Annotated in this window: 10 protein-coding genes; 3 read left to right on the forward strand and 7 right to left on the reverse strand. The window is 63.0% G+C overall.

The features are described from left to right. Positions 1 to 41 precede the first annotated feature (41 nt). Complete coding sequence (locus CHB99_RS11000) at positions 42 to 1,541, forward strand: class I adenylate-forming enzyme family protein (RefSeq protein ID WP_042125670.1); 1,500 nt, start codon at positions 42 to 44, stop codon at positions 1,539 to 1,541. Positions 1,542 to 1,569: 28 nt separating this feature from the next. Beyond that, positions 1,570 to 2,412, forward strand: a complete 843-nt coding sequence (locus CHB99_RS11005; RefSeq protein WP_052419445.1) for an SDR family oxidoreductase — start codon at positions 1,570 to 1,572, stop codon at positions 2,410 to 2,412. Positions 2,413 to 2,564: 152 nt separating this feature from the next. Here CHB99_RS11005 and CHB99_RS11010 read toward each other — a convergent pair whose 3' ends face one another. The 5 genes from CHB99_RS11010 to CHB99_RS11030 all read right to left on the reverse strand — a co-directional run bounded on the left by CHB99_RS11010 (position 2,565) and on the right by CHB99_RS11030 (position 11,140). Then, positions 2,565 to 3,932, reverse strand: a complete 1,368-nt coding sequence (locus tag CHB99_RS11010; RefSeq protein ID WP_042125667.1) for a DUF1329 domain-containing protein — start codon at positions 3,930 to 3,932, stop codon at positions 2,565 to 2,567. 15 nt (positions 3,933 to 3,947) lie between these two features. Continuing rightward, entirely contained in the window at positions 3,948 to 5,864 is a 1,917-nt protein-coding gene (locus CHB99_RS11015; RefSeq protein ID WP_042125665.1) for a DUF1302 domain-containing protein, read from the reverse strand. A gap of 194 nt (positions 5,865 to 6,058) precedes the next feature. Then, positions 6,059 to 7,732: a 4Fe-4S binding protein gene (locus CHB99_RS11020; RefSeq protein WP_042125663.1), complete on the reverse strand. Its 1,674-nt coding sequence runs from the start codon at positions 7,730 to 7,732 to the stop codon at positions 6,059 to 6,061. After that, the gene (locus tag CHB99_RS11025) at positions 7,717 to 9,894 is read right to left on the reverse strand and encodes a molybdopterin-containing oxidoreductase family protein (protein ID WP_042125661.1); all 2,178 of its coding nucleotides are present in this window, start codon (positions 9,892 to 9,894) and stop codon (positions 7,717 to 7,719) included. Before CHB99_RS11025 ends, CHB99_RS11020 begins: the two co-directional genes overlap by 16 nt. A gap of 943 nt (positions 9,895 to 10,837) precedes the next feature. Then, on the reverse strand, positions 10,838 to 11,140 hold the full coding sequence (locus CHB99_RS11030) for a hypothetical protein (protein WP_042125659.1): 303 nt from the start codon (positions 11,138 to 11,140) through the stop codon (positions 10,838 to 10,840). Between the two features lie 835 nt (positions 11,141 to 11,975). Here CHB99_RS11030 and CHB99_RS11035 point away from each other — a divergent pair. Then, a complete protein-coding gene (locus CHB99_RS11035; RefSeq protein WP_042130615.1) occupies positions 11,976 to 12,953 on the forward strand; it encodes a helix-turn-helix domain-containing protein in 978 nt (325 codons plus the stop codon). Between the two features lie 51 nt (positions 12,954 to 13,004). Here the strand turns inward: CHB99_RS11035 and CHB99_RS11040 are convergent, their stop codons facing one another. Together CHB99_RS11040 and CHB99_RS11045 are read right to left on the reverse strand one after the other, a co-directional pair. After that, positions 13,005 to 14,879, reverse strand: a complete 1,875-nt coding sequence (locus CHB99_RS11040; RefSeq protein ID WP_042130617.1) for a tyrosine-protein phosphatase — start codon at positions 14,877 to 14,879, stop codon at positions 13,005 to 13,007. A 175-nt stretch (positions 14,880 to 15,054) separates the two neighbouring features. Then, positions 15,055 to 16,008 carry a LysR substrate-binding domain-containing protein gene (locus tag CHB99_RS11045; RefSeq protein WP_042130612.1) on the reverse strand — a complete coding sequence of 318 codons (954 nt, stop codon included), beginning with the start codon at positions 16,006 to 16,008 and terminating at the stop codon, positions 15,055 to 15,057. Between the last annotated feature and the right edge of the window lie 84 nt (positions 16,009 to 16,092).

A 16,092-nucleotide genomic window follows, 5' to 3' on the forward strand; every position in this document is an offset into this window, starting at 1 on the left:
GGCCGAGGGTTTCCCTCGGCCCTGTCTTCAGGTACGAAAACGTGATCGATTCCTCCCCCTCCCTTGTTGCGGCGATCAACCACTGGGCCGCCACCTGCCCAGACGAGCCCGCGTGCATCGAGGGTTCGACTGAACTCAGCTGGGCTGACTTCAGCAAGTATGTGCAAGCCGCCATCGAGCGGTTACCCGCCGATGCCGGCTCCACCGTCGGGCTGGTGGCCGGCAACAACGCTGAGCACATGGTCTTCGCCTGTGCCGTGATTGCCACGGGTCGGGCATTCCAGACCTTCCCCGTGGATGTGGCCGACGATGTGCTGGCGGTGCTGCTCAGGAACAGTGGCGTCGCCCAGCTCTTCACCGATGATGAAAACAAGGCGCGTTGCCTGGCGCTGGTCGAGCCAGATATCGACGTCATGGCGATACAGCGCAATCAGCTCCCGGGATTGGGCGACGGCGTTCCATGCCTCCTGCGGGACAACAGCCCCCAGGGCAACGACGATCTGAGCATCGTCTTCAGTTCAGGCACCACGGGACAGCCCAAGGGCATCGTGCACAGCGCTGCCGCCCGCCGGGTGGTGGCCGAAGCGGTCGCGGGGCTTGGCTTGACCCGCGGGGCGGTGAACCTGGTTTGCCTGCCGATGCACAACAACCTGTCGATGGTCACCTGGCTGTCGGCGCTGTGGAATGGCGCCTGCAATGTCGTGCTCACCCGCTTCGACCCGGTCGAACTGGGGCAGGCCGCCTTGCGCCGTCGGGCCACCCACCTGGTCATGAGCCCGCTGCATTACCGCGAACTGTTGTCGGCGCCTGTCGACCGTCAAACACAGTTCGCCAGCCTGCACTTGCATATCTGTTCCAGCTCCCGCCTGCATGCCTGGGAAAAGCGCCAGGTGGTGGAAGGCCTGCCCGGGCGTTTCGCCGAAATCTATGGCGTCACCGAAGGCGGGGTCGGGACGTTGCTCGACTGTTCCGCGGAGCCCCGGAAGCTGCATACCGTGGGCAAGCCTTTGCCCGGTTACGACATGCGGATCATCGACGAGCAAGGACAGGAAGTTGCGCACGGCGTGGTCGGCAGGATTGTCGGGCGCAGCCATTTCATGATGACGCGCTATGCCTCGCACGGCTCGATGGAGGTGTGGACAGCGCCGGGCATGGCTGAGGACCTTCCGCCCTTCATCGTGCCTGGCGATCTTGGCTACCTGGATGCGGAGGGTTACCTGGTGGTGTGCGACCGGGCAATCGATGCCGCCATGTGGCAAGGCAACCCTGTGTTCCCTTCGGACATAGAAGCCTTCATCGCAGCCGAATACCAGGCCCGCGACGTGGCGGCAAAGGTGTACCGCGACTCGGCCGGAGACCTGGAAAGCGTTGCGATCTATCTGGTTCCGACTGCAACGGTTTCGTCATCGCCAGAAACCGTCATGGCCAAGGTGGACGCCCGCTTCAACCTGGATGGAAGGCTTCGACTTCACTTCGTCGAGGCCCTGCCACGCAATGCGATGGGCAAGATTCTGCGTCACCGGCTGGCAGAGCCAGCGTGAACAACATTGTTTCGAGGAGGCTGACAGTATGGGTTCGAATGCTAGCGAGACCGCGCAGCACTATGCCGGCAAGGTTGCAGTTGTCACGGGGGCCAGCAGTGGAATCGGCCAGGCGCTGGTAGTGCAATTGATCGCCAGCGGGGCCCGGGTGTTTGCCGTGGGCCGGGACACGGAGCGTCTTGGTCAGTTGCACACGTTGTCGGCGGCAGCTGGCGATCGACTGATCACCGGCGCCTTCGATGTGCAGGACGAAGCGGCGTGCGAGCAACTGATACAGCAGTGTGTCAGCGCTTTCGGTTGCCTGGACCTGCTTTTCTGCAATGCCGGTCAGGCGATGAAAGGTGCTTTCCTGAGCGCAAGCAGCCCCCAGGCCAGTACCGCGATCATGCGCATCAACTATGACCCGGTGGTCTACCTGAGCTTCCATGCGCTGCCCCACCTGATCCGTTCGCAAGGGCACATCACCGTGACCGGAGGGATCGTCAGTCATGTGGGCCTTCCCGAGTTTTCGGCGTACTGCGCGTCCAAGCACGCCGTGCGCGGATTCATCGAGTCGCTGCGTCGGGAAGTGTCGGCGCAGGGTGTTTCCCTGACCCTGGCAAGCCCCGATACGGTCCGCACGGCAGTGCGGTCCAATATGCTGGACGCCTCCGGCAAGGCCAGCCCCCTGGGTTACGGCGACGAGAACGCCATGTCGCCAGATCGTTGCGCGGCGCTGATTCTTCAGGCGACCCAACGGCAGAAGAGTCATGTGTTGCTCTCAAGGCGAGCGAAAATCCTCAACCTCCTGCAATTTGCCCTTCCCTCCGTGCTTCAGAAGATGCTCTCGGGCTCGTTCGAACGGCAGAGGAAGGCCAGCGTTGCAAATTGAGCTCCTGTCCCGGGAAGTGATGTAACCGAACTCACCGAAGCACCCAGCGGGCGATCACCCTCTGTCCTCGCCAATCCCCTCGGGGCGCTGTTCGCCAGTGATACCTGACAGCGAACAGCGTCCCAAGGGACAGATGACCCGATCAGCGTCGCCTATCGAATGCCAGTGCTGCGCAACGCCGCGGCGGTGTACTCGGCAGTGCTGGACGTGAAGCCGAACTCGATGGGTTGCTTCTCTTCGTTGCGCATGCCGGCGACGAGGTAGCGGCCGCTGACCAGGTCATACAGCGTCTCGGTACCCAGCCAGGCGATCTGCCGATCGTACATCGGCTCCAGGTGACCCTCCGCGGTGCGCCAGAGGGTGCCGCGGGCGTCGTAGTGATCGGCCAGGGCGATCTGCCAACTGTCTTCGTCGACGAAGAACACCCGCTTGGCGTAGATGTGACGCTCGCCTGGCTTGAGGGTCGCCTCGACCTGCCAGACCCGGTGCAGCTCGTAGCGGGTCAGGTCGGCGTTGATGTGCCCGGGTTTGACGATATCCGTGTACTTGAGGTCCGGTGCGTCGAGCTTGAAGCTGTTGTAGGGAATGTAGATCTCGCGCTTGCCCACCAGCTTCCAGTCGTAACGGTCTGGCGCGCCGTTGTACATGTCCTGATTGTCGGCGACGCGCTGGCCTTCGGAGGCGGGATAGGGACCATCATAGGCAACCTGCGGAGCCCGGCGAACACGCCGCTGACCGGCGTTGTAGATCCAGGCCATGCGCGGCTCCTGCACCTGGTTGAGGGTTTCGTGCACCAGGATCACGTCACCCGCCTGGCGGGCGGGTGCCGTCACCAGTTGCTTGTAGTAGAAGAGCACGTTGCCCGGATGGGCCGGATCGTAGTCGGTGACGCGATCACGGAAGGTGAACTGCTGCTTGAAGTACACCGGCACGAAATCACCATTGGCCAGCGGCGTGGCTTGTACATGCGTGCGCCTGGCACTGCCGCCGCGGTAACGGGTGATGTGGTTCCACACCACTTCCAGACCGTTCTGCGGGATCGGGAAGGGCACGGCGGTGGAGAAGTTCTCCAGGCCGTTGCCGCCATCCACCATGAGGGTCCTGGCCGCGTTCTCCCTGGCCGCCTGGTAGACGGCGTCAGGTGCGTTGGCAGTACGGTGGGTGGTGTAGACCGGAATCTTGTAGGTGTCCGGGTAGCGCTTGAACATCGCGACCTGGCCGGGCGTCAGATGGTCCTGGTACTGGGCCAGGTTCTGCGCGGTGATGGTGAACAGCGGTTTCTCGTTGCCGAAAGGATTGCTGAGAAAACCCGTGGCGCTGAGCGTGCCCACATCCTTGGGCAGACCGCCGGTCCAGGCCGGAATGGTGCCCGCGGCGTTGCCGGCCATTTCGGCCCCCAGCGGGGTCAGGCTGCTGCCCAGTTGTCCGACCTGTTCGGGACTGACTGCAGCGAAGGTGGATTGACAGGCAAGGCTGAACGACAGCGCGAACAAACGCGCCCGGGTGCTGGTATTGATCATGCTATTGAGCTCCACTTAGAACGACACGCCAAAACTCAAGGCAACGAAGTCGCGATCGATGCTCGAGTTGTAATCACCGCCGAAGAAGTTGGTGTAGGAAAGTCCGGCGCTATAGGTACTGAGGTAGCTGGCGTCCAGGCCAAGGCTGACGGCCTTGGCCCCTTCGTTGAACACCCCGTTCGGGCCGTAGCCGTCGACATCGTGGGACCAGGCGATGCTGGGTCTCAGCTCGATGCTCGGGATCAGATTGTTGTATTCCCAGATCATCCGGGCGCGGTAACCCCAGGAAGTGCTGGTGACGAAGCCATCGTCCTTGCAGTACTTGCTGACGTTCTCCGCGGTAGCGCTCCCCAGAGACCCTGCATTCAAGGTCTGGCAAGTGCCATTCGGCAGAGGGCCGGGGCCGAAGATCGAATCCCGTCCATAGCGAACCTTGCTGGTGCTTTCCAGGCCGCCGACATGGACGACACCGAGCTCGCCCACCACGGTCAGGCGATCGGCGCCCATGACCTGGTCGAAGAAATGCACCAGAGTGGTCTGAAACTGAGTGATCTCCTTGCGCCGATAACCCGACAGCTCAGAGCCGGGACCGGCGGGCAACAACGAAGCCTCGGGCATCAGTGGCGCCAGGCTGGCAAGCAGGAGATCGGTAGCGTTCACCTGGACCGGGGCGTTGGGCCGATAGCTCAGCTCGCCGCTCCAGGCCGTGCCGGTGGACAGGGTCGTGGAAAAGCTCAGGCCGTACAGCTGGATGTCTTCGGGGTACTCGACGAAATACTCGCCGCGACCAAACGCGGAAACAGGCAGGAGCGCCGGAGCCAGCGCGGTGGCGACCGGTTCCGGGATGCCAGCGCCCACCAGGGAGCCCGCCAGGCCCGCAGCGTCGTATGCACTGGCGGGTGCGTTGGTTGCGCTGAAGAACGGCGACCGGCTGTGGTAGTTGATGAAATAGGCGCCGAACTCGGTGTCCAGCGGTTCGGATACGTAACGCAGCGCGGTGCCCCACTGCCCACCATCGCGTGCGTCCTTGTCACCACGCCGGCGCACGATGATGCCCTCGTCCGGGGCGCCCCACATCACGCCACTGGCACCGAGCGCACTGAGTGCGGCATCGCGGTAAGCCGCCGGCAGGGCGCTGCTCAGGTGAGAGCGGGTCTGCCCTACCGCGAGGTTGTTGTCGCAGCCATCGGACATCACGTCACTGATCGAGAAGAAGGTGCCGCAGTTGTCGAGAACGGTCTGATCCCACTCCAACTGGTAGAAGGCCTCGGCCGACAGGGTGTCGGTCAGGCTCTGGGACACGTAGAACATGTTGACCGGAATCAGCCCCTCCTTGATCTCGGCACCGGGGCGACGGAACGCGGCAACATCAATCGGGTTGATCGCGTTGATACCGTTCTGGATGAACGTGCTTTCCCCCCAGCTCACCACCTGCTTGCCCAGGCGCACGCTGCCCGGCAGGTCGGCAATGGTGTAGTTGTGATACACGAAGGCATCGAGCAACTGGGCGCCGGAGGACTTGGCGCCTTCCTTGCGACCGTTGTCGTCGATGTTCTTGAAGGGGCGGTTCTCGTCCTTCAGTTCGAAGTCGTACCAGTACTTGCCGCGCAGGAAGATGCCGGTATCCCCGTACTTGAGTTCAAGGTCGTGGAGGCCCTTGAATATCTTCGAAAAGGTCGCGCCCTTCTTGAAGTTCAAATGGCCGTCATCCGCGGTCTGGGACAGGCCGTCTCCACCGTTGTTGGCCCCGATCAGGTCAGGGTCGGCGCTCTGCGTCGACCAACTGGTGCCGACGGACAGGTTGGAGTCGAACTGCCCTTCGATTTCGCCGACCGTGAAGGTCAGCGCACCGACGTCCTGGCTGGTGAATGTGGCAAGGGTCACGGCCAGGGCAAGCGGGGCCTGTCGCCACGGTTTTGGTCTACTGATCATTGCGTTCTCTACCTCTTGTTATTGTTTTGGCGATATGTAGAACTGCTGTTTTTCCGGGCACGACAAGGCCCGTTGACCGATCGGAAAATCAGCCAATCACATGACACGGGTGAGTTAGTTCAACGGGTTAGCCGGGTTGGGATCGGGCATTGGGGCAAGTACTCTCCGTGTACAAATGGGTACGTCCACTTCTTCTATTCATTCGTTCGACCGCCATGTGCGACCTCGAGCATCTCGGACACAGCGGTCAGTTTTACCCGTGGCCGGTTCCGAGGCCTGGCCAGGTCCCTCTCGTACAGGTCGATCGCCTTCCACCCCGCGTAGTTCACTGCGAGTGGCTGGCGTAGCGCGATCAGTGCCCGGAGTTCGTCGCTGCCATGCCTGGGCGCCGTGAGCCGACCTGCCGCGAAATCCTCGAGCAGCCCCCGAACAGTTTCCGCCGCGCACTTCTTGTTGGTGCCGATGACGCCCGACGGACCACGCTTTATCCAGCCCGCGGTGTAGATGCCTTGAAGCGCAATGCCCGTCGCCGGATCGATGACGCGACCGCGGTCGTTGGGCAAGGTACCCGTCGCCTCGTCGATCGGAAGGCCTGGCAGTTTCTTCCCCTGGTAGCCGATGGAGCGCAGAACCAGGCCACAGGCAATGGCCTCGGCCTTACCGGTCGCTTGCGCCCTCGACCGGCCACGGTCGTCGATCACCAGTTCGTTCTGCTCGATGCGCAACGCGCTGACACGGTTCTCACCGAGGATCTCGGTGGGCGAGCCCAGAAAACGCAGAACGAGGTGTTTCACGCCTTGCCTGCGTGGCCGCCCGGCCAGCCTGGCAAGGATCGCCTCCTTGAGCGCGGCGATCGCAGGGAGGTCGGCTTGCGGTGCGGCCTTGGCATCGACACTGACGTGAAAACCATGGTCGAGCAGACCGAGCAGCTCGGGCGTGGTGAAGGCCGCCTGGGCCGGTCCACGCCGCCCCAGGACGACGACCTCCTTGATCCGGCTTTTCGACAGTGCCTCCAGCGCGTGATCGGCGATGTCGGTGCGTGCCAGGTAATCGATGTCGCTGGCGAGGACCCGCGCGACGTCCAATGCCACGTTGCCATTGCCAACGACCACCGCGCGCTCGGCCGACAGGTCGAAGTGCCGATCGGCGAAGTCGGGGTGGCCGTTGTACCAGGCGACGAAGTCGGTGGCGGAGTGACTGCCCGGCAGTTCTTCCCCCGGGATATTCAGTTTTCGGTCATTGGAAGCGCCGACCGTATAGATCACGGCGTGATGATGCGCGAGCAGTTCGTCGTGGGTAACGTGTTCGCCCACAGTGACATTGAGATGGAACTGCAACCCATCGAGACCGGCGGTCCGCTCGAACAGCTCGGTCATCAACTTGGTCTTCTGGTGGTCGGGAGCGACACCGAAGCGCACCAGCCCCCATGGCGTGGGCAGCCGTTCGAACAGGTGGACTTCAGCACGAATACCGCTGTGCGACAGCAGCTCTTGCGCCGCGAAGGATCCAGAGGGTCCGGACCCCACGATGGCAACCCGCAACGGCCCGCGTTCGTCGACGTCGATCCTGGCCTCGGGGCGTTTGTAGGGGGCGGCGGAGTACAGCTTTCGACCCGGGTCGGCGAAGAACTGTCGGTTCAATTCGAGGTACGGCTTGCTGGCTGCATCCAGGCGATCGTCCGGCACGATCGCTTCGACAGGGCAGGCGTTTACGCACTGCCCGCAGTCGACACAGGCATCGGGATCGATGTAGAGCATTTCCGCCGTCGCGTACGCGGACTCCTCGGGAGTGGGATGGATGCAATTCACCGGACATGCCGAAACGCAGGAGGCGTCATTGCAGCAATTCTGGGTTATGACATGGGGCATGCTGCATCTCCCTGGGTGACGACCGCCGCGACCTCGACTCGTACAGGAATTCCGTTCAGTACCGACATGGCGGCCAGCTTTTCGAGGTCTTCCGGCCGGGTGGACGCGAGCAGGTTCGACGAGACACCTCCCGCGGCAACAGCGCGCTGCCAGCCTCCCGCGTGGCCCCAGCCGTGGGGCAGCGCGACGGTCCCCGGCACCAGGTCATCGGTCAAGGTCACCGGCACCTCGATCGAACCGGCCCGGGAGGTGATCCGGGCGTTCTCGCCCTCCGCCAGACCGGCCATCCGCGCATCGGCCGGGTTGATCCTCAAGGTGAGTTGCCGCGCTGCCGGCATCAACCGCTCGGTGTTGTGCAGCCAGGAGTTGTGCGACTTCATCTCGCGCATGCCGATGAGTCGCAGGGGCAGGTCGGGCGTGTCGAACTGCTCCGACTCCAGCCTTGCCAGCTCGGACATGATGCGCAGGTCGGCCAGAGGGATCTTGTGATCCGGGGTGAGAATCACCTCATCGAGCGGCGCCAGCGGTATTTCTTCATGGAGCACTACGCCATGGGGGGCGTGCTTGAGCAGTTTGCGCCACGACCATCCGCTTGGACGCAGACCATACAGATCACCACCCTTGCCGAACCGGAGCATCATGTCCCACAGGGTTCTGGGGTGCGTGCGCAGCCCAACCCGGGCGAACTGACGCTGAACCCAAGCGGAATCGGCACTCCCCAGGCCCATTCTCCGGGCGATCTCGTCGAGGATCTCCCACTCCGGTCGGCACTGGCCGATCGGCTCGATAACCGCTTCGGTGGCCTGCAGGGCCGGGCGGATATGATGACCGCTCAGCAGCAGCCCCAGATCCTCGCGTTCGTACATGGTGGTGACGGGCAAAACGTAGTCGGCATGTCGGTTGGTTTCGTTGATGTAGATATCCAGCGCGAAGACGGTATCCAGTTGGGACAGCGCATCGGCGAGACGCGTGCCGTTCGGGGTGGTGTTCACACAGTTCGACGCCAGCAGCGCCATGCCGCGAATCTGCCCCGGGCCGGGTGTGAGTATGTCGTCGGCGAGCGCGTTGGCCGGGAGCATGCCCAGGGCATCGGGCAAACCCGAGACGCGCGTGTGGATCTGGTCGTACGTCGCCAGTTCCTTGAACTCGATGGCCGGAGACCATGACCAGACCCAGCCGCCGGGACGCTGCAGGTTACCGGTGACGATGTTGATGTAGTCCTGCAGAACGTTGACCAGCGTGCCGAACTTCTGCGTGCAGGTCCCGGTCCGGCCGTACACCACCGCAGCCTTGGCCCGCCCGATCGCTTCAGCGACCTCGGTCACGACAGCGGCGCGAACGCCAGTGATCGGTGCTGTTTTCGCTGGGGAAAAACGCTCGACAACGCTGCGCAACTGGTCGAAGTCAGTGGTCCACTGCCGGATGAAATCCTCATCGCACAACTGCTGCTTGACCAGTACGTGCAGGATCGACAGCAGGAACCATGCATCCGTGCCCGCGCGGATCGGCACGTACTCGAAGGCCTTCGCGGTCTCCGTGCGCCGCGGGTCGACCACGATGACCCGGCCCCCGCGCTCGACGACGCCACTCAAGTGCTCACGGATACGCGGATCAACCAGCAGGCTGCCTTTCGAGACCCACGGATTGGCGCCAATCAACATCAGCACGTCGGTGCGGCAATAGTCGGGAATCGGAAAATGGCCGCAGTTGGCGTAGAGAATTTCGGTGGCGGCGATGCGTGACGCGGCGTCCTCCGAGTTCACCCCGTAGAACCAGGGCGTGCCGATCGCTGCCTGAAAACCCTTGGCCCGCAGGACACCTGAATAGGTGAACGCCAACGGATTGCCAACGGTCAGCGCAATGGACTCGGGACCGAACTCACGGCGCAACCGCGCCAAACGTGCGGCGATGTCGGACAAGGCCTGGTCCCACGTCGTCGGCTCGAACTCGCCGGGGCCGCCCACTCTGCGCATCGGTACTGTCACACGATCGGGGTCGTTGACGACCAGCGGCATCCCCACGCCTTTGGTGCAGGCAAATCCTTTGCTGTGCGGGTTGTCCTTGTCTGGCCGCAGGGATACCAACTTCCCCTCTTCAACCGTGGCAACCATGCCGCACATCGGATCGCAAATACGGCAGAAAGTGACTTTCTCTTCGCGCATGCCCCCTCCCTGGCTTCAATACCTGCAATCTGCATTGCACCTACTGGACCGTTGCCCCCAATTGATACGCCCACCGTTTTCGGTAGTGCCTTGGCGTCTTTGGTTAATCTGGCATTTCAGCCTTTGGCGGAGCGCGATCACGCAAGTGTCCAAAAATTATTATACCGTTCGTTACGAATAATCAACCTCTCATTTCCATTCAGGGAAATTCGCAAGCGATCGCACGAAGACCGGGCGTTTACACCGAGTTGCGCAGCCCAGTGCGCATATGGACTTTCCCAACAACTAGCGCTGTCGATGCGGTCGCATGCAGACGTTGCCCTGCCGGCTGATTGCGTCAGATTCGCAATGCGCGGCGCCACGTCGCCGGCACGATCATTCTCGGAAAGCGGGTAGACGGGCTTGGCCAAACCCCTTGAAATTCGCGTCGGTCACTCTCTTCGAAGACAACGCATTCAGCACTGCGCTCGACTGCCGCTCACTTCAAGCAGAAGTTGCACTTCTGTCCGCCGGCGGACTTGATCATCACGAGCCATCAGAACAGGGAGAACACCGATATATCCCAATGACAGCCAGGACAATGACAGCCATCGCCCTCATCCTCGCAATAAAGCTCATCGGAATCGTAAACACACCGTGGTAGACGCATCGCCTATATCATCTTGGCCACGCTTGAATCTTGAACTTTCCATCTACCAACACAAGATGAACAACTTCATTCGTGAAACCCGGTGAACGCTGTCAATATCTTTTTCTTGCACTATCACGCATTCAAGCGCTTGGGATATTCCGTCTTTAAACGGGCACCTGGTTATATTGATCACGGCACTCATGACACCGCAGACACTATGCACTTTATAAATCCAGGCATGCCCAGCCAAAGAATAAAAAAGCCCGCCGTGTGCGGGCTTTGTATCTGCAGGAATGACGGAGCGCGCGGGCTTTAACCCTGCGCTTGCTTCTGGGCAATGCCCCTCAACATCGACTCGGCCAACGCCCGTGCCGCCTCCAGGGTGTGCTGGGTCGCCCACAGCAGGCCGGCCAGGCTGTTATCCCTGACGGCGTCACAGGCCTGGAAATTGGTTTCGTAAGCAGAGCGCAGCATGACGGCGAGATGAGCCAGGGCCTCGTCGACTTCGGCTCCGGCGCAGACGGCGAACAGGGGCGGATGGTGGCCGTCGCAGGCGGCGAATGGGGTGTGGACGGTGAGAGCGCGAGCGGGTGGATCGGGGACAAGCTTTTTCATGACGATCACCTTGCAGTTCGGGCTGTCACGAGTCGCTGTCAAACGAACGGGTGGCAGCTGTACGCGGGTTGACAGACCGAGGCAAGGTAACCCGGCGCGCACGAGTGCGCCCCACGTACAGCCGCCATGACAGAAGCCCCAGCAAAGACGCTGCGACGTGAAATGGATGCTGATGGAAACCTTGCACGGCCTGTCAAAACCGGTCGCTGGAAATCAACGACGGTGGCAAGACTAGGCAGCGATTCCCCGGCACGCAACGACTGAAAGGCCGCGGAAGTATGCTTGGGAAATTGCCTACATAAAAGTCGGAGATGGGTGAAGTTTCGTAGCTGTTTATGGCAAGTCAGGTGATAGAGCGATACGTCTTTGAGGCTTGCCGGGAACCGTATCAAGGCTGCCAGGCGCCGGTCTTGAGTGTTGTAGCGCCCGTGAGATCGAGCGCCGCCCGCGCGGCGCATCGCGACGGTTCGGCGCCCCGACGCGCTCGCTCCTACATTTTTTGCAACGTGCCATGGCCTGTGGGATTTGAGTTGTCAGCCCTTGGCGCCTGGCGACCTATCGCGGGGAAGCTTTTGGGGGCGGCGCGATGCCGCGTCGTACACACAAGGCGGTCAACCATGGCCTGACAGACATAGGCACGTTGCAAAAAATGTAGGAGCGAGCGTGCTCGCGATGCGCCGCGCGGGCGGCGCTCGATCTCACGGGCGCCGCAAGGCTTGAGGCAGGCACCTGACAGCCTCGACGCGATTTCCCACCAGAGGACAGCGGTGCATCATCAACCTGTAACCCCCCTGCCCTACGCTGTCGGTCCCCCAGAGTCCCCCGAAGACCAACCATGAATCTGGCCCCCACCCGCTCCCGCGCCGCCTTCATGATCCGCTCCGACAACATGAGCACCGACGAATTCGGCGCCCTGTTCACCCGCCTGTTCGGCAATCTCTATTCCGGCATGCCACGCCCGGATCGCCAGGTGGCCATCGCCGGCGTCTACGGTCGCTACGACGGCGTGAGCTTTCGCAACCTGAGTTTTCGTGGCGACTTGCTCACCGAATTGCCCGACGCCGACGACGAGATCACCTTCGTCTTTCCCACCGCCGGCCGCATCGTCTTCCGCCAGTCCAGCGAAACCGTGGGCACCCCACGGATCGCCCTGGCGGTGGAAAAGACCGCGGTGAATTCGGTGGGGTTCATGGACGGCCACTCGCAGTACGGCATGTCGATCCGCCGCTCGCTGTTCGCCCGCCGCCTCGCCACCCTGCTGGACAAACCGATCGTGCACAAAGTGCGCTTCCGTCCGGTGGTGGACCTGAACGCCGACGCCTTCCAGGGCATCAAGGCCATCGTCGGCATGGCTACCGGCAACGAATTCGAGCAGTTGATGAGCGCCAGTTCGCTGATGCCCAGCCGCCTTCAGGAAATGCTCGTGGATTCGGTACTGGAGGTCTGGCCGCACAACTACAGCGACGCGCTGAAGCGCCCGGAAAAGCTGATCGCGCCACGCCATGTGAAGCTGGCCGTGGAGTACCTCCAGGAGCACCCGGACGCGCTGGTCAGCGGCAGCGAGCTGGCCGAGCTGACGAATGTCAGCCTGCGCGCCCTGCAGGAAGGCTTTCGCCGCTTCGTGGGCACCTCCATCGTCGCCTATCAGCGCCAGGTACGCCTGCAACGGGCCTATGACGCGCTCAAGCAGGATGCTTCGCCATCCGTCAGCGAAATATCCCTGGCCCTGGGCTTCACCAACGTCGGGCGTTTCTGTCAGTACTTCCAGAACGCCTACGGCATCAGCCCGGCCGATCTGCGCAAGTACGGCTGAAAAACGCGGACGGCCCGCCGCACGCGATGCGACAGGCCGCCCGCACCGGCATCAGAACTGGTAACTGGCCTTCAGGTTGCCGCTGGCCCCATGGCTGTCACCACCGGCGATCACACCCACTTCGGCACCCACGGTGAAATCACCCAGCCCGGCATTCAGGCTGAACGCGCCGCTGAACTGGTCACGGCTGTCGAAAGCGGCACGCTGGGTAACATCCAGGCCCAGCAGATGGCCCTGGCTGTCGACGTTGTGATCGCCCAGTGCATGCTCGTAGCCCACTTCGATAACCGGGGTCAGTTGCCAGCCACCTCCCAGGCCCTGCGGCGCGAAGGACGCCTTGAGGTTGGCCACGGCACTGCGTCGGGTTTCCTTCAGGCTGTCCACTTCCAGCGCCAGCTCGCTGCCCTTTTCCTGGAAGCCGTCGAGGTCGATATGGCTGACGCGCACGCCCAGGCCTGGCTCCAGGGTCACGCCGGACATCGGCAGGCGATAACCCAGGACGAGACTGGCACCAGTCAGTGTGCCGTCGGTGTCGCCCTTGGCCGTGCCGAGACCGCCGCCCAGATCACGCTTGCTGTCGTAGTCGACGCGCCCACCACTCACAGCGGCTTCGACGAACAGGCCACGCTCCAGACTGTCGAGGGCGAAACGGCCACCGACCTTGACGAACGTCAGGTCGGTGTCCACATCCCCACTGGCCGCACCGACGCTGCCGCGGCTGTAGCCGAAGCCGGCGTGGGCACTGAGCTGCTCGGAGAAACGCTGGGTCAGGCCGACCATCATGCCCTGGGTGTGCTCGCTGCTGCTCGCCGCGCGGGACGAGCCGTCGGTACCCTGGTAACCGGCCAGGGCGGTTGTCCACAGGCGGTACTGGCCGATCTTCAGCTCGGTACCACTGGCGAATGGCGCGGCAGCCTTGTCCAGCAGGGCGCCCTGGCGCAGCAGGTAGCTGGCGGCATCGGCGTGCACCTGGCCGCCGACGGTGGCCTCGACGCCGCCCAGGGTGCCGGCGTCGATGGCCGATTGCAGGTAGTAGTTGTACGCGCTGTAGTCGCCGGACAGGCTGCTGTTCTGCAGGTCCGACAGCAAGCGCGCCCCGGCCGCCGAGTTGCCCTGCAGGCCAGCCATGCCCGGCAGGCTGTTGTAGAAGACCATCTTGCCGCGCAGCACGTAGAGGGTTTCCTGGGACAGGCCCAGGCCGGTCTTGAGGTAGTTGTCCATGCTGCCGTATGCCGCGATGACCTCGTCGAGACCGGCCTGCAGGTAGCTGGCCTGCACGCCGAGCAGCGGCGCGTAGATCGCCGCCATGCGCGCCGGCATCGCCGCCAGGGTCGCGGCGACGCGGGCGGCGGTGTAGTCGTTGGTGGCCAGGTAGTTCTGCATGATGGTGGCGTTGTCGACGCCGGCGATGCTCAGCAGCACGGCGGCGGTCCAGCCGGTGCGGTCCTTGCCGGCGGTGCAGTGGAACAGCGCGGCACCATCGGCGGCCGCCAGTTCGTTGAAGAGCACGGCGAACTGGCCGCGCATGCCGGCGTCGCTGACGAAGGCCCGGTTGGTCTCTTCCATCATGGCCACGGCCTGGGCCGCGCTGGTGAAGGAAATGGTGGTGACGTTGGCGCCGGAGGTGGTGCTGCCGATGATGTCGATGTTCTGGTATCGGGCGCCGCTCGGCAGGGTATCCGGGGTCGCCGCGATCTCGCTCGGCGTGCGCAGGTCGTAGACATTGCTGATGCCCAGGCTGTTGAGCAGCGCCAGGTCGCGGCCTTTCGGGGTCAGGGCGTTGGAGCGGTAGAACACCCCGGCGCGCATCGTCCCGTCATTGGCGGTGGTGTAGGCGGTGGTGGTTCCGGCAATGTCGCGGAAGTTGTCGATGCCGGCCAGCCGCGGGGTGTCGAGGGTGTAGGTCTCGGCGGCGTGGGCGGCCATGGACAGGCTGAGGGCAGACAGGGAAAACAGAACACGGAGCAGCACGGCACAAGCCTCTTTGAGCGGGATGAGGCGGCTACTATCGTCAGGCTTGTGTGAGCGAATATTACAAAACGCCATCACGGAAAAATCGCAGCGCGATCTGTCCGTGGGGTGCGTGTTCTGTCCGTAGCGACTAGCTGAACTGGGCGATCAACCACTCCTTCAGACGCAGAAAAGCCGGATCGTCGGCTTTTTCTTCCTTGAAGATCAGGTAATGCACCGTGTCCGCGAACACCAGTTCTTCGCTGAGCGGACGCACCAGTCGCCCTTCGCGCAGCAGATCGCCGACCAGGTGTTCCCAGCCCAGCGCCAGCCCCTGATCGTCCAGCGCCATCTGCATCAGGAGGACGAAGTCGTTGCTGCTGAAACGCTGCGCGGGCTCGCCCGGAGGAATCTGCGAGCCATGGGACTGCATGGCAAACCAGACGTCCCAGTCGACCTGTTCGGACAACTGCGAGCGGCCGTAGGGGTTGAGGTCCAGCAGCACGCCATTGCGCACGCCCTCCAGGGTTCGCGCCTCGGGGTGCGCCTGCAGATAGCGCGGCGAACACACCGGATACACCACCTCGTGAAACAGCGGGACGCGCTGATAGCCGGGGCGCAGGTCGAAGATCTTGGTGATGTAGATATCCGGCTCGCTGCCCGGCTCCATCGCCAGGAAATGCTGGGTGGTGATCACGTTCACATCGATATCGGGATGGGCGCCGAAGAAGTCCTTCATCCGGCGCGTCAGCCACAACCCGGAAAAGGCCGGCGAGCAGCACAGGGTCAGGCTGCGCTTGTCGCTCTTCTCTCGCCGAATCCGCTCGGTGGCCTGGGAGATGTTCAGCAAGGACAGCTGCGCGGCATCGAACAGCGTGGCGCCCGCGGCGGTGAGGCTGACCTCGCGGCCCGTGCGGGTGAACAGCTCGGTACCGAGATACAGCTCCAGGTCGCGAATCTGCCGGCTGATCGCCGCCTGGGTCACGCACAGCGCCTCGGCGGCGCGGGTGAAATTGCGGTACTTGGCCGCCGCGACGAAGGAGCGCATGGCCTTGAACGAGGGCATGGCGATCAGCGAGTGGTCCGGCGGGGCATTTCTAGCCATAACAAAAACTGCCTGGTTTCGCGAAAAAAAAGTCGATTCAGCGGGTTCTGAGCGAGCCATACACTGTATCGCACGACAAAGACC

The sequence above is a fragment of the Pseudomonas japonica genome (assembly GCF_900188455.1).
GTDB lineage: Bacteria > Pseudomonadota > Gammaproteobacteria > Pseudomonadales > Pseudomonadaceae > Aquipseudomonas > Aquipseudomonas japonica.

Coding starts and splice junctions, on each gene's coding strand:
- CHB99_RS11020 (WP_042125663.1), bottom strand. CDS start 7,732: ATGCCCCATGTCATAACCCAGAATTGCTGCAATGACGCCTCCTGCGTT.
- CHB99_RS11010 (WP_042125667.1), bottom strand. CDS start 3,932: ATGATCAATACCAGCACCCGGGCGCGTTTGTTCGCGCTGTCGTTCAGC.
- CHB99_RS11045 (WP_042130612.1), bottom strand. CDS start 16,008: ATGGCTAGAAATGCCCCGCCGGACCACTCGCTGATCGCCATGCCCTCG.
- CHB99_RS11005 (WP_052419445.1), top strand. CDS start 1,570: ATGGGTTCGAATGCTAGCGAGACCGCGCAGCACTATGCCGGCAAGGTT.
- CHB99_RS11015 (WP_042125665.1), bottom strand. CDS start 5,864: ATGATCAGTAGACCAAAACCGTGGCGACAGGCCCCGCTTGCCCTGGCC.
- CHB99_RS11025 (WP_042125661.1), bottom strand. CDS start 9,894: ATGCGCGAAGAGAAAGTCACTTTCTGCCGTATTTGCGATCCGATGTGC.
- CHB99_RS11030 (WP_042125659.1), bottom strand. CDS start 11,140: ATGAAAAAGCTTGTCCCCGATCCACCCGCTCGCGCTCTCACCGTCCAC.
- CHB99_RS11040 (WP_042130617.1), bottom strand. CDS start 14,879: ATGGCCGCCCACGCCGCCGAGACCTACACCCTCGACACCCCGCGGCTG.
- CHB99_RS11035 (WP_042130615.1), top strand. CDS start 11,976: ATGAATCTGGCCCCCACCCGCTCCCGCGCCGCCTTCATGATCCGCTCC.